The 20,496-nt window shown below is 70.4% G+C and carries 18 protein-coding genes; 5 read left to right on the top strand and 13 right to left on the bottom strand.

What is annotated here, in order from left to right; translation table 11 throughout:
• Window positions 1-809: 809 nt before the first annotated feature.
• Both ACQRWP_RS16785 and ACQRWP_RS16780 read right to left on the bottom strand, forming a co-directional pair.
• Window positions 810-1,298 (bottom strand): hypothetical protein, encoded by a 489-nt coding sequence (locus tag ACQRWP_RS16785; RefSeq protein WP_430495922.1) that lies wholly within the window; start codon window positions 1,296-1,298, stop codon window positions 810-812.
• A 132-nt stretch (window positions 1,299-1,430) separates the two neighbouring features.
• Entirely contained in the window at window positions 1,431-2,321 is an 891-nt protein-coding gene (locus ACQRWP_RS16780) for an alpha/beta fold hydrolase (RefSeq protein ID WP_430495921.1), read from the bottom strand.
• 89 nt (window positions 2,322-2,410) lie between these two features.
• On the opposite strand from ACQRWP_RS16780, the gene ACQRWP_RS16775 reads away from it, so the two are divergent.
• Complete coding sequence (locus ACQRWP_RS16775; RefSeq protein ID WP_430495919.1) at window positions 2,411-3,061, top strand: TetR/AcrR family transcriptional regulator; 651 nt, start codon at window positions 2,411-2,413, stop codon at window positions 3,059-3,061.
• Window positions 3,062-3,327: 266 nt separating this feature from the next.
• Here the strand turns inward: ACQRWP_RS16775 and ACQRWP_RS16770 are convergent, their stop codons facing one another.
• Complete coding sequence (locus ACQRWP_RS16770; protein WP_430495917.1) at window positions 3,328-4,185, bottom strand: hypothetical protein; 858 nt, start codon at window positions 4,183-4,185, stop codon at window positions 3,328-3,330.
• Window positions 4,186-4,317: 132 nt separating this feature from the next.
• On the opposite strand from ACQRWP_RS16770, the gene ACQRWP_RS16765 reads away from it, so the two are divergent.
• Window positions 4,318-5,049 (top strand): class I SAM-dependent methyltransferase, encoded by a 732-nt coding sequence (locus ACQRWP_RS16765; protein WP_430495915.1) that lies wholly within the window; start codon window positions 4,318-4,320, stop codon window positions 5,047-5,049.
• A 267-nt stretch (window positions 5,050-5,316) separates the two neighbouring features.
• On the opposite strand, the gene ACQRWP_RS16760 is transcribed toward ACQRWP_RS16765, so the two are convergent.
• A complete protein-coding gene (locus ACQRWP_RS16760) occupies window positions 5,317-6,036 on the bottom strand; it encodes a VOC family protein (RefSeq protein ID WP_430495913.1) in 720 nt (239 codons plus the stop codon).
• A gap of 153 nt (window positions 6,037-6,189) precedes the next feature.
• On the opposite strand from ACQRWP_RS16760, the gene ACQRWP_RS16755 reads away from it, so the two are divergent.
• A complete protein-coding gene (locus tag ACQRWP_RS16755) occupies window positions 6,190-6,459 on the top strand; it encodes a hypothetical protein (protein ID WP_430495911.1) in 270 nt (89 codons plus the stop codon).
• A 208-nt stretch (window positions 6,460-6,667) separates the two neighbouring features.
• Here the strand turns inward: ACQRWP_RS16755 and ACQRWP_RS16750 are convergent, their stop codons facing one another.
• The 4 genes from ACQRWP_RS16750 to ACQRWP_RS16735 form a co-directional block, all read right to left on the bottom strand.
• Window positions 6,668-9,139, bottom strand: a complete 2,472-nt coding sequence (locus ACQRWP_RS16750; protein ID WP_430495909.1) for an ABC transporter permease — start codon at window positions 9,137-9,139, stop codon at window positions 6,668-6,670.
• A complete protein-coding gene (locus ACQRWP_RS16745; protein WP_430495907.1) occupies window positions 9,136-9,897 on the bottom strand; it encodes an ABC transporter ATP-binding protein in 762 nt (253 codons plus the stop codon). The genes ACQRWP_RS16750 and ACQRWP_RS16745 overlap by 4 nt, the downstream gene beginning before the upstream one ends.
• 111 nt (window positions 9,898-10,008) lie before the next feature.
• Window positions 10,009-10,665: a response regulator gene (locus ACQRWP_RS16740; protein WP_430495905.1), complete on the bottom strand. Its 657-nt coding sequence runs from the start codon at window positions 10,663-10,665 to the stop codon at window positions 10,009-10,011.
• The gene (locus ACQRWP_RS16735) at window positions 10,653-11,879 is read right to left on the bottom strand and encodes a sensor histidine kinase (RefSeq protein WP_430495904.1); all 1,227 of its coding nucleotides are present in this window, start codon (window positions 11,877-11,879) and stop codon (window positions 10,653-10,655) included. The genes ACQRWP_RS16740 and ACQRWP_RS16735 overlap by 13 nt, the downstream gene beginning before the upstream one ends.
• Before the next feature lie 168 nt (window positions 11,880-12,047).
• On the opposite strand from ACQRWP_RS16735, the gene ACQRWP_RS16730 reads away from it, so the two are divergent.
• Window positions 12,048-12,278, top strand: coding sequence for a hypothetical protein (locus tag ACQRWP_RS16730; protein ID WP_430495902.1), 231 nt, complete (start codon window positions 12,048-12,050; stop codon window positions 12,276-12,278).
• A gap of 235 nt (window positions 12,279-12,513) precedes the next feature.
• On the opposite strand, the gene ACQRWP_RS16725 is transcribed toward ACQRWP_RS16730, so the two are convergent.
• The 3 genes from ACQRWP_RS16725 to ACQRWP_RS16715 all read right to left on the bottom strand — a co-directional run bounded on the left by ACQRWP_RS16725 (window position 12,514) and on the right by ACQRWP_RS16715 (window position 18,226).
• On the bottom strand, window positions 12,514-13,857 hold the full coding sequence (locus ACQRWP_RS16725) for a M1 family metallopeptidase (protein WP_430495900.1): 1,344 nt from the start codon (window positions 13,855-13,857) through the stop codon (window positions 12,514-12,516).
• Window positions 13,854-17,768 (bottom strand): Pls/PosA family non-ribosomal peptide synthetase, encoded by a 3,915-nt coding sequence (locus ACQRWP_RS16720; protein ID WP_430495898.1) that lies wholly within the window; start codon window positions 17,766-17,768, stop codon window positions 13,854-13,856. Before ACQRWP_RS16720 ends, ACQRWP_RS16725 begins: the two co-directional genes overlap by 4 nt.
• 203 nt (window positions 17,769-17,971) lie before the next feature.
• Window positions 17,972-18,226 carry a three-helix bundle dimerization domain-containing protein gene (locus tag ACQRWP_RS16715; RefSeq protein ID WP_430495896.1) on the bottom strand — a complete coding sequence of 85 codons (255 nt, stop codon included), beginning with the start codon at window positions 18,224-18,226 and terminating at the stop codon, window positions 17,972-17,974.
• A gap of 160 nt (window positions 18,227-18,386) precedes the next feature.
• On the opposite strand from ACQRWP_RS16715, the gene ACQRWP_RS16710 reads away from it, so the two are divergent.
• Complete coding sequence (locus ACQRWP_RS16710) at window positions 18,387-18,557, top strand: hypothetical protein (RefSeq protein WP_430495894.1); 171 nt, start codon at window positions 18,387-18,389, stop codon at window positions 18,555-18,557.
• A gap of 108 nt (window positions 18,558-18,665) precedes the next feature.
• Here ACQRWP_RS16710 and ACQRWP_RS16705 read toward each other — a convergent pair whose 3' ends face one another.
• Both ACQRWP_RS16705 and ACQRWP_RS16700 read right to left on the bottom strand, forming a co-directional pair.
• On the bottom strand, window positions 18,666-19,319 hold the full coding sequence (locus ACQRWP_RS16705; protein WP_430495892.1) for a response regulator: 654 nt from the start codon (window positions 19,317-19,319) through the stop codon (window positions 18,666-18,668).
• Window positions 19,316-20,455 (bottom strand): sensor histidine kinase, encoded by a 1,140-nt coding sequence (locus ACQRWP_RS16700; RefSeq protein ID WP_430495891.1) that lies wholly within the window; start codon window positions 20,453-20,455, stop codon window positions 19,316-19,318. Before ACQRWP_RS16700 ends, ACQRWP_RS16705 begins: the two co-directional genes overlap by 4 nt.
• Between the last annotated feature and the right edge of the window lie 41 nt (window positions 20,456-20,496).

Genomic DNA, 20,496 nt, shown 5'->3' with positions numbered 1-20,496 from the left:
CGCAGCGACCGCCGATGGGAGAACGGGCACAGCCGGCCCGCCAATCCAGTTACTTGGATGGTCCTGGGGCATGCTGACCAGCAACACCCTGCCCTTGCAATCGACCTGTTCTACAGCGACAGCGAGCGGTCGCTCACACAGCCCTTGGACATAGGTTGGTTTGCCGCGCACTCGCCACCTGTAGGTGACCCCGTCAACCGTTATGAGCCGAGAGCCCTTCTTGACCAACGCCATGACGACCCTCCTCGACGTCAGATGGCCGCGCCCGTAGCGTGCCCGATGCAGCGGTCAGTATGGGGCAGCGCGAGACGCCCGATCAGCGAGGCAGAGACACGACGCGTGCCGCCTGCCCCCAGAATGTCGCTACGCCCCGTGTAGATCAACGCGATTCCCAAGCTGAGCGTGGGCCGCTGCCCTAGTCACCTTGCTTGGGCTGGAAGTAGCGCGATTGATCCGTGCAGCGCAGCCGGGCTTCCCAGCCAGAATCTGATGCCCCTACCACTCGACGGTCGGCTCATCACTCCAACCTACGCAGAGGCGCAGTCGGCCGACGGCGTAGAGGTTGCCACGTTTCCGGAAGAGGTCGCCGCCGTACGGGATCGGTTCCGTCAGCAGTAGCCGCGTATCTGGAGGGATGTGCGGCTTGCCGGGAACAGCGCGCCGCTCTCCGCAGTAGCTCGCTGGGCGTCGCGCAGGCTGACAGTGGGTTGCTCAGAGGCCGCTGACCCAGGTGCCGCAGGCCGCACGGACATGCGAATCGGCGGTGACCGTCCGGGTGACGGTCACCGCCGATTGCGTGGTCGATCCGGTCAGGCGGCCGAGCAGACGGTGTCCAGCTCCTTGATGGCGGCTTCCAGGGCTTTCTTGCTGGGCTTGGCGTCGGCGGACTTGTTGTACGCGTCGCTCAGGCCCATCATCTCGTTCTGGATCTTTTCGGAGGCGGCCGTGACTGCCTCGTTGGCACCTATCGAGTGCGCCAGGACCGCGACCGAGCCGGCGGCCCACTGGGCACTGACCGCGAAGTGCCCGGCTGGCGGGCCGATCTTCTCGGCCTTGGTGACCTTGGCCGCGTTGTCCTTGATGTCCTTCTTGATGTCGGCGCAGGCCTTCACTGTGGCCGCGTCGTTGGCCGCGGTGCTGGGCGTGGTGGTGGCCGCACCGCCGGTCGGGGCGGCGCTCGAGGCCGCCGGGGACGGCGAGGTTGCGGTGCCCTCAGATTTGGGCTGCGGATCGCAGCCGGACATCGCGATCGCCGCCGCAACGGCCAAGCCAGTCAGGACGAGCCGAGCTCGGTTCATCGATGTTTCCCCCGTGATCTTCATGTTCGGCGCACGCTACCAGCCCCGGTCGAACGGGTAGAACCAGTTAATGGGCCGACGAGCACCGAGCCCTAGGTCTGGAGCTGGATGCGAGGCGCGTCGTGAGTGGCCTCAGCAGACTCGGGCGCGGATCTCGCGGACCACGGTGGGCCAGATTTCCTGGGGCAGGTCGTGACCGGTGCCGGGCAGTTCGACATAGCGGGCGTCTGGCACCGACGCGGCGATGCGGCGGCCGGCGGCGGGGCGGATCAGCGGGTCCTGCTTGCCGTGTAACACCAGTGTGGGCACGCGGAGCTCGCGTAGGCGCGGGCCGTGCCAGGTGGCGCTGGTCTGCCGGGCCTGGGCACGGCTGTCGCGGACACCGCTGGCCAGCCCGGCGTCGAGTTCGCGCTCCACGCGGAGGCGGGCGTCATGCTCGTCGAACGGGTAGCCGGGAGAGGAGACCGCCCGCAACAGGGCCAGGCCGGCCGCCACGTCGCCGTCGCGGCCGGCGGGCTGGCGCATGCGCGTCAGGCGCGCCAGGAACGGCAGGCGCACATAGCGCAGGACGGCGGCACCACGAATGTCGCTGGGCACGGCGGCGAAGGAGGTCACGGTGCGCACCCGCTCCGGGTGGCGTAGCGCGGTGCGCTGAGCGACCAGGCCGCCCTGGGAGATGCCGAAGAGGTGGGCGCGCCGCCATAGGAGCGCGTCTAGCACGGCGACGGTGTCGTCGGCCATGTCCTCGGCGGTGTAGGCGGGCGGCCGCCGGTGGAACAGCGCGGTCACCGGGTTGCCAGCCGGGGTGTCGTCGAAGTGGGTGGAGCCGCCGGCGTCGCGGCCGTCGAACGAGGCCACGTGAAAGCCGGCATTGATCAGCGCGGCGACCAGCCCGTCGGGCCAGTAGAAACGGGATACGCCGAGCCCCATGAGCAGCAGCAGCGGCTCGCCGCCGGCGCCGCCGAGGTCGTCGGCCGCGAGGTGCACGTCGCCGTTGCGTGCGGTGTACGGGGTTCTGGTCATCTCCGCCTCACTTATTCGGGAACGGCGTTCGCGAACACCGTATGCCAAAAGTTAGGATGGACGCAATCGAGAGGGGTGGCATGGAGGCGATGCCGATATGGCTTCGGGAACGGCGCACGGGAGTGGGCCGGCCGGCCGAGCGGTCCCGGACGGAGGTGACCGCCGCGGCGATCGCGCTGGCCGACCGACAGGGGCTAGCCGCGGTCTCGATGCGCCGCATCGCCGCCGAGTTGGGCACCGGGGCGGCGTCGCTCTACCGCTATGTCGACAGCCGGGACGACCTGCTCGACCTGATGACCGACGAGGTGGCGGCCGCCTATCAGCTGCCGGCGCCGGGTGGTCCCTGGCTGCCGGGTCTGCTGGAGGTGTGCCGACAGGGCCGCGAGCTGATGCGGCGGCACCGCTGGCTGCCGGAGCTGTTGCTCACGCGCTCGGCGCTCGGCCCGCACGGTACCGATCTGCTGGAGCACGTGCTGGCGGTCCTCGCCGGGCACCCGGCGGATGTGGGCCGCAAGCTGGAGGCGTTCGCCGTGATGAACACGCTCACCGCCGCGTTCGTCCTAAACGAACTCGACGGGAGCTCTAGCGCCCGGCAGAGGCAGGGCGCATACCTGGCCCACGTGATCGCGGCGGGCCGGCACGCCCACCTGACGGCGGCGCTGACCGACGGTCCGCTGGTGCCTGCGCCGCGCTTCGAGGACATGGTGTCGCGGGTTCTCGTCGGCTTACTGGGGGAGTGATCAGCCGGCGGCACGCAGACTGCCCGTCATCACGGCCAACGGCACCGACAAGGCGGACCCGGAGGCGATTCCTCCGCGACGGAAGCATTCGCGTCGCGGGCACATTACTCGACGCGCGCTCACCCCGCCGCCACGCTATGAAGGTCGGGGCCGTTGCCGAAGCTTCCGCATCTGCCGCTGAGCGGGCGGAACGCTGGGTCGCGCGTACCTGATGACGGGCAGGCGGCCTGCGTCCGCGAGCAGTTCGCCGACCTGACGGTTGACGGCTAGCGCGTGGTCTTCGGCGCTGGTGCCGGTGGGAACAGTTGACGCAGCGTCGGACCGATGGCCGTGGCCAGCGTGCCGTCGTCGCCGGAGTGCATGACCAGGTTGACCACCCCCGTCGCAACGTCGCCGGTGCGAGTTTCGGCAGCTGCGGCCGCGATGTCGGGTAGCGCGAGATCGGCGAGTAACTGTCGCACCAGGACACCTTCGCCCCAGAATGCCTCTGCCGGAATGGATAGCCGGCCAAGCCAGGACAGCAGGACCGCCGCCCTGCCGGTGGCTGAGGGCGTGGCGGCGGTGAGCTGTCGACGGACATCGTCGACCTGCGTATCGGACAGCTCGCCGCATTGCTGACCGGTGGCGGCGACCAACACGGGATGCAGCACGCTAGGAACACCACGCTCAATCAGGTACCTCTTGCCCTTTCGCCCGGTGGGCCGGAACTGCGGGCGGCCCTCCTGCAGGTTCAGCAGGTCGGCCAAGGGCGCCAGAAATGACGTCAGCTGATCCGGTACACCGTGCCCCGCCAGAAACAGGTGAAGCGCCCCAGGATCTGCCACGACGAGGTCGTCACGGAACCGCGAACGCTCCCAACTGACCGACCCGTGGCCATGCAAACCAGCGCTGGCGAGCACCTCGCCCGCCACATCGCGGAGCACGATCGTCGGCCCACCTAGACAACGACAGATGTCACCGATGAAGCGACCCGTCGTGGTCAGCGCGCGCGCCGCGTCAACCGACCCGGCATCCGGGAGCTCGGCCAGAATTTCACGACCGGCAAGAGGGCCGCTGTCCTCACCACCTTCGACAATCTGCACGGCGTGTGCCCGAGACCAGACATCGTCGAGCCACTCGAGCATGGGGACATCCTGCGCCACCCAACGATCATCGCAGGCGTGCTCACACCGACCACCCACAGTCAGGACACAACGCACTCTCCTGCCGCTGGTCGAGGGTTCGGCCTGAAGAGCTGTTCCTGGGATGATGTTGGCGTGGTCGACCAACGCGCCAGTTCCGAGTTGCTTGGCAGCGACGCCCTGGAACAGTCCGCGGTGGTGGCGAACTGCGCCATGAACCGCGAACGGCAGCTGTCCGGGGTCAACAGCTACACCAGGGAGTTGGGGTTCAACCCTCTTGACGTTCTCGCCGCCGGCCCTGTTGGCGTCAGTCTGGCTGAGCCTTTGGCAGCCGCTGGCTGGTTGGATCTGTGCTGCGGCACTGGTCGAGCGCTGATCCAAGCTGCCGAGGAGCTGCGGCTGGCAGGGTTGACCGAGCGGACAGCCCTCGTCGGCGTGGACCTGGTTGACGCCTTCGATCCCGTACCGGCACCACCGCTGAACCTGGAGCTGATCTGCGCCTCCGTGGCCAACTGGGCACCAACGCGGACGTTCAACTTGATCACCTGTCTGCACGGGCTGCACTACGTCGGAGACAAGCTCGCCGTCCTGACCCGTGCGGCCGGCTGGCTGACTCCCACCGGCCGGCTCGTGGCCGACCTGGACCTGTCCAGCATTCGGCTTCCCGACGGGCGACCCGCTGGGCAGCGCCTCACCGCCCGACTCCGCGCCGCCGGGTTCTCCTACGACTCCCGTCGCCGCCGGATCAGCTGCACCGGCCGCCGCGACGCCCGCCTCCCGTACAACTACCTCGGTGCCGACGATCGCGCTGGTGCCAACTACACCGGACAACCCGCCGTGCATTCCTACTACGCCGAAGACCACTGACCGCACCGACAGCGTCCGCGCCTGCCGCAAAGTGACCGGCGCGGCTGAAGCGCTACGCGTCCGGGAACCACCCGGTCGCTCGGCCGTCCGTGCTGCTGTCGGTGAGCATCCCGGGAGCTGAGACTCAGATCCCACCTGCAACCTTCTGGCCAGGTCCTCTTGCTGGCTGACCTCTTCGGCGGATCCGAAGGCGTCAGCTTGGCAACCCCGGAGGCAGTGAGGCGGCGTCCGCTCATGCCGAGATGAGGGACGCGTTCGTATGGTGAGTCACCGCAGTGCTGTTGCGAGTTCGGTGGCGTTGTCGAAGGCGGGTGCCGCCCTGTCGGATTCGTCTTCCGTGAGCGTGACGGCCTGGGCGCGGGCCAGCATCTCGGCCGCGGTCTTTGGATCGTGCAGCACCATCGCGAGTTCGGCGCGGTAGACCAGGACCTCTACCTGCTCGACCGGGTCGTCGTCGGCTTGCGGGCGGGCCAACGCGCTGTCGAGGATCCGAACGGCCTGTCCGACGCTTCCCCTGGAATCGGCCTGCACGACAGCATTCGCCAGGGCCTTGGCCAGCCGCCCGGCAGGCGTGGCGGCCGGCATGGGAGCGGTGGCGGCGTCCCGGAAGACGCGGATCCAGTTGCCGCCCGGGTCGATGACGCTGAATCCGCCCAACCCGTCGGCGTTCTTCCGCGCCCTGGGCCGGGTCATCCGCGGCGTTCCGGACGCCAGTACCTTGCCGTACGCGGCGCGCATGCCGGCTGCGAATGCCCGATGTAGTCCCTCGATGTCCGCGGTGATTACGAGACAGGAGCCATAGGACTGCTCCGGGTCGAATCCGGCGATCTCGAAGAACTGCAGATGCAGGTCTTCCCGCTGCACCCCCACACACGCGTTGGGCTTGCGTTGCTTGTACGTGGTGCGGAAACCGAGAACTCCGTAGAAGGTTTCGATGTCGTCAATGGATGCGCACGGCAGCAGGGGAACGGTCCGCTCGTTGGTCATGCCTCCTTCCTAGGCGTCGCAGGGTGTCCATCGCACATGGAAATAGCCGATCATCGCGCTCGGCGATCCGATCGGCTGATGACCCAGGAGGCAACGCTGCTCGACCGGGCATGATGGATAGGCATCCGGTGCGGTGAAGCGAGGGAGTGCGCCGTGGAGCTGCGTCTGCGCATGTCCGACAAGGCTCGAGATTTCGTCGAGCAGGTCCTGCACGAGATGCTGGTGCGATTCCCGATCACTCGGGACGAGGCGGTCGGCCGGGTGAATCAGGCTTGGGGACACCTCGACCACATCGGCGACAAGGACCTGATCTTCCACGAATCGCCGGACGACTGGGCTCGTACCATCTACTACGGCAAGGACTCGCGCTGGTGGCAAGGCGAGGACGGGCTCAAGCCGTTGCCGTACGAGTCGGACGCGTGATCGGGCATTTGTTCGCTGAACCAAAGAGGGGTGGCTGCGGCTGCTCACCCGACGCACTGATCTGCCGCTGATAGGGCGCAGCGTCCGTGAGGGCGGCTGGTGATTGCCGCGGCCCTGGGTCTACCCGAAGCTGGGGCACCAGGGCGACAGTGCCGCCTCAGCGATGTACGCGGAGGCGGCACGGTCGCCGATATTCGAGCCGCGACGCCTACTCCTTCACACCGATGTTGTCGATCGGAGGAGCGCTGAGCAGCCGTCGGACGGGCCACACAGTGGTTGCCAACGCCAGCAGTGTCGTGCCGCCGAGCACCGCCACCCAACCGAGCGGCGGGACGTACGGAATCGGGCTGCCGGTCAGTCCGTTGACGATCGCGCTCAGGGTCAGCGCCGCGATCGTCGCGCCGATCAGCACCGCGGTGCCGAGCAGCCCGGCCTGTTCGGCCTGGACCATCCCCCGAATCTGACGGCGGGTGACCCCGACCAGTTGTAGCAACGCCAACTCGCGGCGGCGGGCCAGCGCGGCCATCACCATCGTGGTGGCCGCCGCCAGCGCCGCGTACCCCACCATCACGCCGATCAGCAGCCGGTTCAGCCAGGCGCCGAGCGCCAAATCGGTGCTGATCAGGCGCGTACGGGTGGCGGCGTCGAGAACCTGGGTGCCCGGTTGCCCAGCCGACCATGTGACCAGCGCGGTGTCGGCTTCCGCGCCGGCGCTGACCAGGACCTCGTCGTCGGTATCCCCAGCCGTGTGCCCGGCGACCGTCTCGGCGGCCAGCGTGACGTCGCCGAAGCCGAGGCCACGGCCGTAGATCGCGATGACGTCCAACGTGACCGGGGTGCCGTCGCCCAGCCAGAGCTCCGCCTGGTCGCCGACGTCCCAGCCAGAAGAGGACGCCTGCATCGCAGACAGGGCGACGGTGTCCGCGCGCAGGTCCGCCAGGTTGCCCTCGCGCACCGCGAGGTCCATCGTCGAAGTGATGCCCGCCGGGTCGACCGCCTGCGCGCTGACCGGCTCGATTCCGCCGAGCGCCCGCACCAGCACCTGCGTACGGTGCACACCAGTGGCCGCCCGCACCCCGGCCAACTCGCGGATCTCCCGCGCCGCGTCCGCCGGCAGCCCAGCCGGAGCGACGAGCACCCGCTCGGCGAGGGTTCCCGCGCTGCTCTGCGTGGTGGTCTGCCGTTCCAGGTTGTTCTGCAGGAACCAGACCGAGCCGCCGAACCCCACGGACAGCACGAGGGCGGTCAGGACGGTCGCCATGCCCTGCGCGTTGGCCCGCAGGTTGGCCGCAGCCAGGTAGCCGCTGAGCCGCCACATCCGCGGCAACAACGGTGTGAGCAGGCGTGCCGCGTACGCGTTGATCCTCGGTGCGAGCAGCGCCACCGCGATGACGAACAGGTACAGCATGCCGACCGCGCTGGCCAGTGCCCCGGTCGACCCGGCGGCACCGAGCGTGAACGCCCCGGCGGTGCCGGCCGCCGCCAGCGTCAGCACGCCGGCAATCAGCCGCACCCGACCGCTGCGCCGAGGCTCGACAGCGATTTCGCCGAGCGCCTCGATCGGCTTGATCCCGGTGATCCGGCGTCCGGCGACCAACGCGGCGAGCACCGCCACGAGGACCGCCGTACCGACCGCGGCCGGCACCGCGAACAGGCCGCCGGCCATCGGGAAGCTGGCCGGCACGAACCCCCGCTCGACCAGCTCGCCGTGCACCCAGCGGGCCGCCAGCAGCCCGGCCGGGCCGCCGATCGCCGAGCCGATCAGGGCGAGCAGCGCGGCCTCGGCGATCAGCATGCGGCGCACCTGCCCCGGCGTGGCCGCGACCGCGCGTAGTAACGCGAGGTCGCGTCGACGGTGCCGGACGGACAGCCCGATGGTGCCGGCCACCACGAAGACGATCAGCAGGATGACGTACCCCCCGAAAGCCGATCCGACCTCGACCAGCAACGTCTGGGCGGCCTGGTTCTCCGACTGCTCGACGATCCCACGGTCTTTCCCGCCGTACGTCGTGGCGCCGGCCGCCGACGCGATCTCGCGTACCGCGCCGAGGTCGGCGCCGGGCACCATCCGCACGCCGATCGCATCCACCCGGCCCGGATGGGCGGACAACCGAGCGGCCTGCGCGTTGGTGAAGAACACCGCCGCCGAACCGGTCTCGGCGGTTCCGCTCACCCGATACGACCGCCGGACCCCGCCGACGACCAGGTCGATGCGGTCGCCGGGTGCCACGCCGAGACGGGTGTCGACAAGAACCTCGTCATCGGGCCCTGGCGCGGCACCCCCGGTGATGGGACGACCGGTGAAGGCGTACGTGTCCCAGCCGTGTCCCACGGCAGCGGGTGAGCCGATCAGCACCCTCTCGTCGCCGGTGACGGCCGCGACACCCGGCACCTGGCGGATCCGGTCCACCAGGGCCGCGTCCACCGTGCCGCCCTCGGGCAGCGTGACGGTGCTCGTGGTGGTGTCGCCGTCGAACTCCGTGAACGTGTGGCTGACCGTGCGGTTGGCGACGACCACGTCGGCCGCGGCCCAGAGCCGTGGCTCCGTGCGGAAACGTAGCCCGGACTCGACGAGGGTGCCCATCGCCACCAGGATCAGTACGCCGGCGATCAGGGCGAGCAGGGTCGCGGCGGCGGGGCCGGCGCGGTGCCGCAGCAGGCGGAGGGCGAGCCCGATCATCGGAGGACCCGCCGATCCAGCGATGCCAGGTGCTCGGCGATACCGGCGGCGCCGAGCTGCGGAAGGTCGGCGACGATCGCACCGTCGGCCAACACGAGCACGCGGTCCGCGTACGACGCGGCGATCGGATCGTGGGTCACCATCACCACGGTCAGCCCGTGTTCGTCCACGACCGCGCGAAGCAGCGTCAGCACCTCCGCCGCGGTCCGGGAGTCGAGGGCGCCGGTGGGCTCGTCCGAGAAGATCACCTCGGGGCGGGTGGCCAGCGCCCGGGCGATCGCCACCCGCTGCTGCTGGCCGCCCGAGAGCGCGGCCGGCCGGTCGTGGAGTCGGTCGGTGAGGCCGACCCGCTCGACCACCTGGGTCAGCCAGGCCCGGTCCGGCCGAACGCCGGCCAGGCGCAGGGGCAGCACGATGTTCTCCTCGACGGTGAGCGCGCCGATCAGGTTGAACGCCTGGAAGACAAACCCGATCCGTGTACGACGCAGCTCGGTCAGGCGGGTCTCGGACAGCCCGGACAGGTCGGTGCCTCCGATGACCACCCGACCGGAGGTGGGCCGGTCGAGCCCGGCCGCGGTCTGCAGCAGCGTGCTCTTGCCGGAGCCCGAGGGCCCCATCACCGCGGTGAAGGTGCCCCGGTCGAAGCCGACATCGACGCCCGCAAGCGCAGTCACCTGGTTACGGCCGGCGTCGTACACGCGGGTGAGTTGTTCGACGCGTACCGCCGGTTCGGCGGTCTGTCCCGGATGATCCGGCATTCTGGTGGCCTCTTTCCGTGTCATCGGCAAGAACTGCGCGCACCAGAAACGCTATTGACGTGCGAGAACGGCGACCATCCCGCGGGCTGCCAGGTCCGGGTACAGCAGGCGCTACCGCCGATCACCGTCCAGGTAGCGCAGCACCGCGGTGACCCGGCGGTCGGCATGGTCGTCCGGTGGAAGCTGAAGCTTCGAGAAGATGCTGCGGATGTGCTTGTGCACCGCGCCGTCGGTCACGAACAGCCGCTCGGCGATCGCGCTGTTGCCAAGCCCTTCGGCCATCAACCCCAGCACCTCACGCTCACGCGGCGACAGCTCGCTCAGCGCCGTGTCCGTCCGGCGGTTGCGGGCGAGCAACTGCGCCACCACCTCCGGGTCGATCACGCTGCCGCCGCCCGCGACGCGGTGCAGCGCGGCGAGGAACTCCTCGACCCGGCCCACCCGCTCCTTCAACAGATAACCGAGCCCGACGGCGCCGACCGAGAACAGGTCGGTGGCGAACGCCTGCTCCACGTACGCCGACAGGACCAGCACCGCGAGGCCGGGGCGGCGCCGCCGGGCCTCCACCGCGGCCACGATGCCCTCGTCGGTGTGGGTCGGCGGCATCCGTACGTCCACGATCGCGACGTCCGGCGCATGTTCGTCGACGGCGACCAGGAACTCGCCCGGAGTACCGGCCGTGGCGACCACGTCCAGATCCTCCGCCCGCAGCAGCAGAGCCAACCCCTCACGCAAGAGCGGGTCGTCCTCGGCGATCACGATCCGCATGGCAGCTCCACGTCCATTCTCGTCGGCCCTCCCGGCGGGCTCGTCAGTGTCATCCGACCGTCGTACGCCTCGACCCGCCGGCGGATACCGGTCAGCCCTGAACCACGTGTCTCGTCCGCGTCGCCGTGCCCGTCGTCCTCAATGCACACCAGCAGCCGGCCGCGCTCTCGGCGCACGGCCACGTCCACCTGGCTCGCACCGCTGTGCCGGACGACGTTGGTCAGCGCCTCGGCCACCACGAAGTACGCGGTGGCCTCGACCGAGGCCGCGCACCGCACAGCCACGTCCACCTCAAGTCGGCAGGGCACCACGCAACTGCCGGCCAGGCCCGCCAGCGCGCCGGCGAGACCCCGGTCGTCCAGCACGGGCGGCAGGATCCCGCGCACCACCGTACGCAACTCACCGAGTGCCTGTTCCGCAGCGTCCTGCGCCTGCCCGAGGATCTCGTCGGCACGGTCCGGATTGCGGCGCACGGCCCGCCGCGCGGCACCCAGCAACACGTTGACCGCGACCAACCGGTTCTGGGTGCCGTCGTGCAGCGACCGCTCGATCCGGCGCAGTTCGACCGCGTGGGCGTCGAGCGCCGCAGCGCGGGTGGCGGTCAGCTCGGCCACCCGCAGCGACAGGTCGACACCCGGCGGCGGAGGCAGCAGCAACCGGCCCGGCCACGCCTGGAGACGGGCCAGGACCGGGCTGAACCAGATCGCGGCGGCCAGCCAGCCCACCCCGAGCAACCCGACCGCGAGCGCCTCGGACAATCCGTCGATGCGCCACCAGACGATCCCCGGCGCGCCGGCGTCGGCAGGGATCAGCCGGTACCACAGCGGGAATGTGACGTCCTGCACGGCATAGAGCGGCAGCGCTACGCCGACCAGCCCGGTCACCAGGCCGATGAGCGAGTACAGCCCGACCCAGCCGAGCTCCCGGCGCACGAAGGGATCGCGCGTCGCCGTCCGCAACCCGGCCGGCACCGGCCCCGGTGTAGGGATCGGCTCGCCCCAGCGGGACAGCCGGGCCCGCTCGCGGTCGGCCACCGAGCGCACCGCCCGCAACGCACCGGGCACCGCCAGCAGCCCCACCCCGCCCAGGCAGGTCACCGCCACGATCGCCGCCCAGAGCAGCGCGCCCAGCGCCAGCGTGGCGGTGCCCAGCCCTCCGACGAGGTGCTCCAAGGCGGCGACCGAGGCGCGAACCCGGCCCCGTACGTACGCCATCGACCCACCTCCCTCGCCAACATAGGCCACCCCGGGCCCCGCCCGGCAACGCCCGGCGCGGAAGGTACAGCCTGCTGTACCACGGTCGTCGAGCTGGCGGGATCGTCCCCGCCGCGCCGCCCGCCTAGCGTTGACGGCGTCGAGGAACGTTCGCCGAAGGAGGTAGTCATGACCGATCCGTACCGCATCACCGATGCCCCGGTCGCCGCACCGAAGAAGCCGGGCGGCCTGCTACGCCCACTGCTGTGGTTGGTGCTCTTCGTCAGCGCGGCGGCCAACGTGGTGCTGTCGACCGCGGCGGACAACCAGTGGATCAGCTCGGCGTTCGGCCTGGTGGCGGTGCTCTGCGCGGTCGCGCTGATCGTCCACCACCGCCGTAACCGCGTGCGAGAGTCGTAGGGACACAAACCTCAGCCCCCCGTCGCGCTCGATCGCCCTTGCCAGCGAACCGTACGAGGGCGGGTAGTGAGCACGCGCTTGCCGGCCGATCTCCACCGTCGTCCTGTTATCCGGTAGCGCGATTGCTCAGCTGGGCCCACCGGGCCCCAGATGCCATGCGCCGCTAGCCGCAGGGGGCTGCGTCGGTCGTCCGGGACCGGCACTCGGTTCGCGAAATGGTGGCGCCCCGGCGAGGTCAGCGAGGTGGTGGAGGCAGCGTCGGGCTGTCGAGCCAGGCGGCGAACAGGCCGTCCAAGGGCTCGCGGGCGAAGCGCTGGGCGTGCAGACGGAACTGCTCGGTCGTCACCGTCGCGTGTTGGTGCTCGGCGACCCAGGCTCGCAGGAGCGTGAAGAACGACTCGTCGCCGACCCTCTTCCGCAGGGCGTGCACCGTCAGCGCGCCACGCTTGTAGACCAGCGGGTCGAACATCCGGTCGACGCCGGGATGTGCGACGACGACGTGGCGTGGGCGAGCCGCGACCCACGCGTACCACTGCGCGGCCAAGGCGTCCGTTGGCAGGTCGCCGCAGACGCCGGACCACAGCCACTCGGCGTAGGTGGCGAAGCCCTCGTTGAGCCAGATGTGCCGCCAGTCCGCCACCGTGAGGCTGTTGCCGAACCACTGGTGGGCCAGTTCGTGCACGATCAGCCGCTCGTGCGTGCGCCGCCCGTCGACGTGGTTTCGCCCGAAGACCGCCATGCCCTGCGCTTCGACCGGATCGTCGAGGTCGTCGTCGGCGACCACGACGACGTACTCCCGGAAGGGGTACGGCCCGAAGAGTCGCTGCAGTGCCGACATGATCTGGCCATGCCGGCCGAAGTCGTGAGCGGCGTTCCGGCGCAGCGAGGGCGGGATCGCTGCGCGCTGCGCCACCTCACCGACAGCCAGGTCGACCATCTCGTAGCGTCCGATCTGCACGCTCATCAGGTACGGCGAGGTGGGCTCGCGGCGCTCGTACACCCAGGTCGTGCCGCCCGCGCCCCGCTGCTGAAGTACGGGATCACCGGTCACCAGGACGGTGTACGGGGAGGGGGTCGTGACTGCCACCCGGAAGGTGGCCTTGGCGCCGGGTTGGTCATCGCACGGAAACCACGACGGCGATCCGTTCGGCTGGCTGGCCACGAGCACCCCGTCGGTGAGTTCCTCCCACCCGAGCTCGCCCCACCGGCCGGAGATGGGCACCGGCTTTCCCGCGTACCGGATCTCCACCCGGAAGGTGTCCCCGGCGCCGATCGGCCGCTCCGGTTTGATCTGCAGCTTGTCCGGCCGGTGCAGGTACTTCGCCGGGCGCCCGTTCACTCGGACGTCCTGAACGCGCAGCCGACCGAGATCGAGGGTGAACCGAGAGAGCGACTGCAAAGCCGCCGCGGTGATGTCCGCCCGGCCAGCGAGCCGGTTCGACACGACCCGGTAGTCGAGGTCGAGGTCGTAGTGCCGCACCCGGTAGCCGCCGTTGCCGTGCTCGGGCAGGTAGGAGTCGCCGGAGCGACCGGCGCCGGGCGTTGCGCCGCTCGACGCCGACGCCGCCTTTGGATTCATGCCGACCGTGCCGCTGGCGCCGACCAGGTGGTGATCGGATTGCCCAACCACCGGCTGTCGCACGGCACGGCGTCGCCGCGGGTCACCAGGGAACCGGGCCCGACGGTGGTCCGCGCGCCGATGCTCGCGCCCGGCAGGACGATGCCGTGCGGGCCCAGCGCGGCTCCCGCGCCCAGTGTCACCTCGTCCATGCTCATCACACGATCATGGAACAGGTGGGTCTGCACCACACAACCGCGGTTCACCGTCGCGCCATCGCCGAGGCGCACCAGGTCGTACTCGGGCAGCCAGTAGGTCTCCAGCCAGACGCCTCGGCCGATCTTCGCACCGAGCGTGCGCAGCCACGCCGTCAGCAGTGGCGTGCCGGTCGCGAAACGGACCAGCCACGGCGCGGCGAGGACCTCGACGAACGTGTCGGCGAGCTCGTTGCGCCATACGAAGGAGGTCCACAGCGCGCGCTCGGCGACTCGGAAGCGCCCGACCAGGAGCCACTTCGCGGCCGTCGCGATGGCGGCGGCGACGATCGCCGCACCCAGCAGCACCGGTCCGGCGGCGAGAGCGGCCGCCCACCACCCGGCAGCCCGCCAGACGAGCGTGAGTGCGGCCAGGACGCCGATCGCCAGGGCACCGGCGCACATCACCGGTACGATTCGGCACAGCTCGATCGCTGCGCGGGCGAGCTTCAGCCGGACCGGCGGGTCGAAGGTGCGGCTGGTGTCGGCTGCTTCCACGGTCCGGCGCAGCGGCATCGGCGGTGCGCCGAGCCAGGACGAACCCTTCTTCGCCTTGAACGGCGCTGACGACAACACCCCGACCAGGCCCCGCTTCGGCACCGAACGTCCGGGCGCCGCCATTCCCGAGTTGCCGAGGAACGCCTGCTTACCGATGCGGGCCGGAGCGACGCGCAGCCACCCGTGGCTCAGCTCGTAGGTCGCGACCATGGTGTCGTCGGCCAGGAAGGCCCCGTCGGCGACCGTGGTCATCGCCGGCAGGGCGAGCACGGTGGATGCCTCCACCCCGCGTCCCACCTTGGCGCCCAGCAGCCGCAACCAGACTGGTGTGAAGAGGCTGGCGTAGAGCGGGAACAGCCCCACCCGGGCCATCCCCATCAGCCGCTCGGTCGTCCAGACCTGCCACGCCACCCGCCCCTGCACCGGGTGGTACCCGGCGCGCAGGCCGATGCTGAGCGCCCGGACGGCCCCGAGCACCAGCAGCGCGTAGCCCACGACGTAGGCGACGGTCGCCACCGCGACGGCGGCCAGCACCGCGCCGACCGTTGGTCGGATGACGAGCGTCCAACCGAGCAGGGCGAGCGCTGGCAGGGCGGCCACGACCGGGACCAGTCCCAGCAACTGGGCGGTCAGCCCGTACGCGAGCGGCCAGAGGCGTGCACCCGTCCGCGAACGAGGGGGACGCTGCCCGGGCCACCCGTCCGAATCCTTGCCACCGGCTGCGGCCGGCGAGCCGGCCCAGTGCTGGTTGGCCGGTACGGCGCCGGCCACCGTCGAGCCCGCGGCGACGCGGGCGCCCTTGCCGATCCGAGCGCCGGGCATCAGGGTGCTGCGGGAACCGACCCGGGCGTCGGCGCCGACGCGGACCCTGCCGATGCGGACGACGTCGCCGTCGACCCAGTGGCCGGACAGATCGACCTCCGGCTCGATCGCCGCGCCGCGGCCGAGCTTCAGCAGGCCGGTCACCGGCGGCGCGGAGTGCAGGTCGACGTCGGCCCCGATCTGCGCGCCGAGGGCCCGGGCGTAGGTGATCATCCAGGATGCTCCGGCGACGCTGGTGGCGCCGGTCAGCTCGGCGAGGCGTTCGGCGGCCCACAGCCGTAGGTGCACGCCGCCACCGCGCGGGTAGCTGCCGGGGCGCACCCCGCGCATCAGCAGTCGCGCTCCTCCGGCGGCCAGGGCGATCCGGCCGAGCGGGCTGAACAGCAGCAACCAGCCCAGTGCCATCCACCACCAGGACACCACCGGTGCCCAGGGTGCCGGAGCGAGCAGGGCGAAAACGTTGCCGAGGGCAGCCAGGACGGTCAGCCAGCGCAGCCCGACCAGCGCCAGCATCGGCACCATCATCGCCGCCTGGATCAGCCCGGCGCGCCTCGGCGTCGGCCGGACCTCCAGGCGCGTCGCCGCCGTGGTGTCGAGCGCGTCGAGCACGGCCGCGAGCTGCGACAGTTTCGGGTGGAGGTAGATGTCGGCCACCGCGACGCGCGGGTGCCGGCGCCGGATCCATGCCACCAGTTGCGCGGCGTTCAGGCTGCCGCCGCCGTGGGTGAAGAAGTCCGCGTCCGCCTCGGTGGGGCGTACGCCCAGGATCTCCGCCCAACCGCCAGCAAGCCAGTCCTCCGTCGCGGTCAGCTCACCCGCGGTGTTCTGCGGGGTCGCCAGCGGCCAGGGCAGCGCGGCCCGATCCACCTTGCCGGACGTCCGGGTCGGCAGCGCCTCCACCACGGCCAGCAGTGGCACGAGCGCGGCCGGCAGCTGCTCGCGGATCCGCAGCGCCGCCGTCGCCGCATCGAAGGTGACGCCGTCGTGCGGAACCACGTACCCCACCAGCAGCTGATTGCCCGCAGCGGTGCGCTGCACCGCCGCGGCGGCACCGGCGACGTTGGGTAGCGCCTGTAGCGCGGCGTCAATCTCACCCAGCTCGATCCGGCGTCCGCCGAGTTTCACCTGTTCGTCACCGCGGCCGACGAACAGGAGCCCTTCGGGCTCCGCCCGGACGATGTCACCGCTGCGGTACGCCCGCTGCCAGCCGAGCGCGGGCAGCGCCGCGAACTTCTCGGCGTCCTTGCCCGAATCCAGGTAGCGGGCGAGTCCCACCCCGCCGATGACCAGCTCGCCGGTCTCACCCATCGCTACCGGAGCGCCGGAGGCGTCGACCACGGCGAGCTCCCAGCCGGCCAGCGGCAACCCGATGCGGACCGGTCCCTCGCCGGTCATTCGTGCGGCGCAGGCGACCACTGTCGCCTCGGTCGGTCCGTACGTGTTCCAGACCTCGCGGCCCTCGACGGCCAAGCGCTGCGCAAGCTCCGGCGGGCAGGCCTCCCCACCGAAGATCAGCAGCCGCACCTCCTCCAATGCCTCGACCGGCCACAGCGCAGCCAGCGTCGGGACCGTCGACACCACCGAGATGCGCTGCTCGGCCAGCCACGGACCGAGGTCGACGCCGCTGCGGACGAGCGACCGCGCGGCCGGCACCAGACAGGCGCCGTGCCGCCACGCCAACCACATCTCCTCACAGGACGCGTCGAACGCCACCGACAGCCCGGCCAGGACCCGGTCCTGCGGGCCGATCGCCTCGCTGGCCTCGTCGGCGAGGAACAACCGCGCCTCGGCGTCCACGAAAGCCGCCGCCGCGCCGTGGCTGACCGCCACACCCTTCGGGGTGCCCGTCGAGCCGGAGGTGAAGATGATCCAGGCGTCGTCGTCCGGGCCGGGCGGGCCGGTCCGGCCCACGGGGGTACGACGCAGCGACACCGCCAGCCCGTCACCGAGCACTGCGGCGACCCCCGCCTCGGCGAAGACGAGCTCGGCGCGTTCCTCGGGATCGTCCGCGTCGACCGGCACGTAGGCCGCGCCCGCCGCGAGAACGCCGAGGATCGCCAGGTACAGCTCTGCCGTACCGGAGGAGATCCGGACACCCACCCGGTCGCCGACACCTATGCCAAGCCCGGAGAGCGACCTTTGGACGGCCTCGACCTCATCGGCCAGGTCGCGGTACGTCAATGTGGTGGCACCGCTGTCGAGCGCACCTGCGTCGGCGTGCGCGCGCACGGAGTCGTCGAGAATGTCGACCAGCGTGCGGCGGGCCGGGGCCGAGGCGGATCGGAACACCGCAGGGATCGTCGGTGCGGCAGCTGACGGAGGTAGTGCGACCAGCTGGGGTTCACTCGTCACGGGCACCCGGCGTTCACCATTTTCGTCTTGCGGATCGGCATCGACCAGGCGTGCCGTATTCGGACCGGACCTGGGCAGCCCTCAACGCTACGTCGCATCCGGCCGGAAGGACGGCTAAGTAACGGCTTCGTGTCGACCACCACAGGGATCCGTTGCGGAAACGTTGATCGGCGCGGCATGTCGCCGGCCGATCACACTCCTGTCTCTGCTCAGGCCGTGCTGTCGCTACGGATCTGAACTGTCCCACCGCCGCTGCGCAGTTCGTCCGTCACCTGCTTCTCGGTCAGGGCGACCAGGTGCGAGTCGACGCTCGCCTCGTCCTTGAGCCGCTGGTGCGTCTCGTGAACGAGGGCGGAGAGCTCGCCGTCGTCAGCATCCGGGAAACGTTGTTTCAGCGTCTCGACCTGGCGTTGCAAGGCGATCTCCGGGTCAACGAGACCGCCACTGGCTGCGGGTTCGGTCATCACACACCTCGCACGTCGTCTTCAGTGTCTCCACAGCTGGTGCCCCGAACATCCACTCGACATGCACCCGTTTGCGCAAAGTTCACCTGCGGGGGTAGGCATTACCGCTCCGTCGATGGGACGTTCAAGAAGGCCAGTTCCCTTAACGTTTGGTCATCCCATGATCATTATCGTGGTTCTCACGCTGACGCTGTTCGGCGCGACGACATGGACGGCGCTGCAGCAACCGCTCGCCCGTAGCCCGGCCTTCCATCACCGCCTTACCGGAGCGCTACTAGCCCTGAGCCTGGCGGTGGCAGCCGCGCTGATCACGACCGCGCTAGTGGCCTAATCTGGGGGTGGTTGACAGCCTCAACCAGACGCTGGCCGAGCCCTTCGGGCAGCCGAATGTCGCCGCCCGGTAGACCGTTCAGGTCGTGAGCGCCGATTTGGCCGCGGTTCAAGCGGTCTCGACGATCCGGTTCTCCCAGGCCCAGACGGCGATCTCTGTGCGGTTGCGGAGGCGGAGCTTTGTCTGGATGGTCGAGACGTGACTCTTGACCGTACTCAGGGAGATGAACAATTCGGCCCCGATCTCCAGGTTGGTGCGGCCGCGCGCGATCTCCCGCACCACCTGGATCTCGCGTTCGGACAACGTCGGTAGCGACTTGTCGGGTTCTCGTACCGGCGCGGTCAGGTGTCGCAGTAGCCGTACGGTGACTGACGGGGAGACCAGCGCATCACCGTTGTAAGCCGCGCGCACCGCCTCGACGAGCAGGGCCGGGCCAGCGTCCTTGAGGATGAAGCCGGCCGCGCCTCCGCGCAGCGCGCCGTACACGTACTCGTCGAGGTCGAACGTGGTAACGACGATGACCCGCATCGGGTTGGGTACGCCGGGCCCAGCCAGTGCCCGGGTCACCTCGATACCGTCAAGCCGGGGCATTCGGATGTCCACCAGGCAGACGTCGGGTCGCAGTTGGCGAGCCCGCGCTATCGCGTCGGGACCGTCCGACGCCTCGGCGATGACCCTGATGTCTGGCTGGTCTTCGAGGATGAGCTTCAGGCCGCCACGGATCATCGCCTGGTCGTCGGCGAGCAGTACGCGGATCGTCATCGTGACCGTCGATCGTCGATGGGTAGCGTGGCGAGGACCGACCAACCGATGTCGGCGCGTGGGCCGGTGCGCAGCGTACCGCCGAGGGTCTCGACGCGTTCGCGCATGCCGATGAGGCCGTACCCGCTCCGGTGGGCGGCGCGAGGGGGTCCGGGTGGGGCGTCGTCTGTCACCTCGACCGTGACACCGGAAGGATTCTGATCAATGGTGACGGTGACGCCGCGGGCGTGCGGCGCGTGGCAGGCGACATTCGTCAGCGACTCCCGGACGATCCGGTACACGGTGCTGGTCACCTCCGGCGGCCACGGGGCGCCCTGCTCGGGCATCCGCAGGAGCACCGGCGGGCCCTGCCGGTTGAAGCGCTCGACGAGCAGGCTCATCTGTTCCGGCCCGGCCGAGGCGGGCGGCGCGTCATCGGTGTCGCGCAGCAGCCCGACGACGCGGCGCATCGCGCGCAGCGCCTCCGTGCCGGCTGCCTCGATCCCGGTCAACGACTCGGCCACCTGCCCCGGGTTCTTGCGCGCGACGAGCTGAGCGGCCTGCGCCTGGATCAACATGCCGGTGACGTGGTGGGCCACCACGTCGTGCAGTTCCCGGGCCAGCTCCAGCCGCTCGTTCCGGCGTACCTTCTCGACAGTGGTCGCCGCACGACCATCCAGCAACCGCAGCGCCAGCCCGACCGATACCGCGCCGAGCCAGGCCGCAGCGTTCATGGCTACGACCCCTGAGGCGCCTGAGGATTGCGGCCGGGCGGCGACGTAGGCGCCGCAGACCACTGCAAGCCCTCCGGCGGCATGCACACCAGCTGGCACGGCAGGCAGCGCTCGCACCGCCGACCCGACGAGGACGGCGAGAGCCAGCGCCATCGCCGGTCCCGGCTCCGTCGGTAGGTGGAACACCCGGGCCACCGCGATGGCCAACCCAGCGATCCCGAGACCGGTTACCGCCGCCCACGCCCGCTGCTGCCGTACCAGCGCCAGCACACAGACCACGACGGCGGCCGAACCGCCGGCGAGCCAGTACCTGACGCCCCACGTCTGGGCGATCGCCACAGCCTCGACGCCGAGCGCGGCGAACAAGACCACGGCGAGTCCTGTCGTGGTCGCGACCCTCAACGGTCGGTTCCAGATGCTCACCGCGTTCACGTTACGAGGCCCGTCCGGTCGCCGCGCGCAGC

This window comes from Micromonospora trifolii (assembly GCF_050516465.1).
GTDB classification, from domain to species: Bacteria; Actinomycetota; Actinomycetes; order Mycobacteriales; family Micromonosporaceae; genus Micromonospora; species Micromonospora trifolii.
The sequence above is the reverse complement of the archived record's forward strand: the minus strand, read 5'-3'. Positions and strand labels throughout refer to the sequence as shown.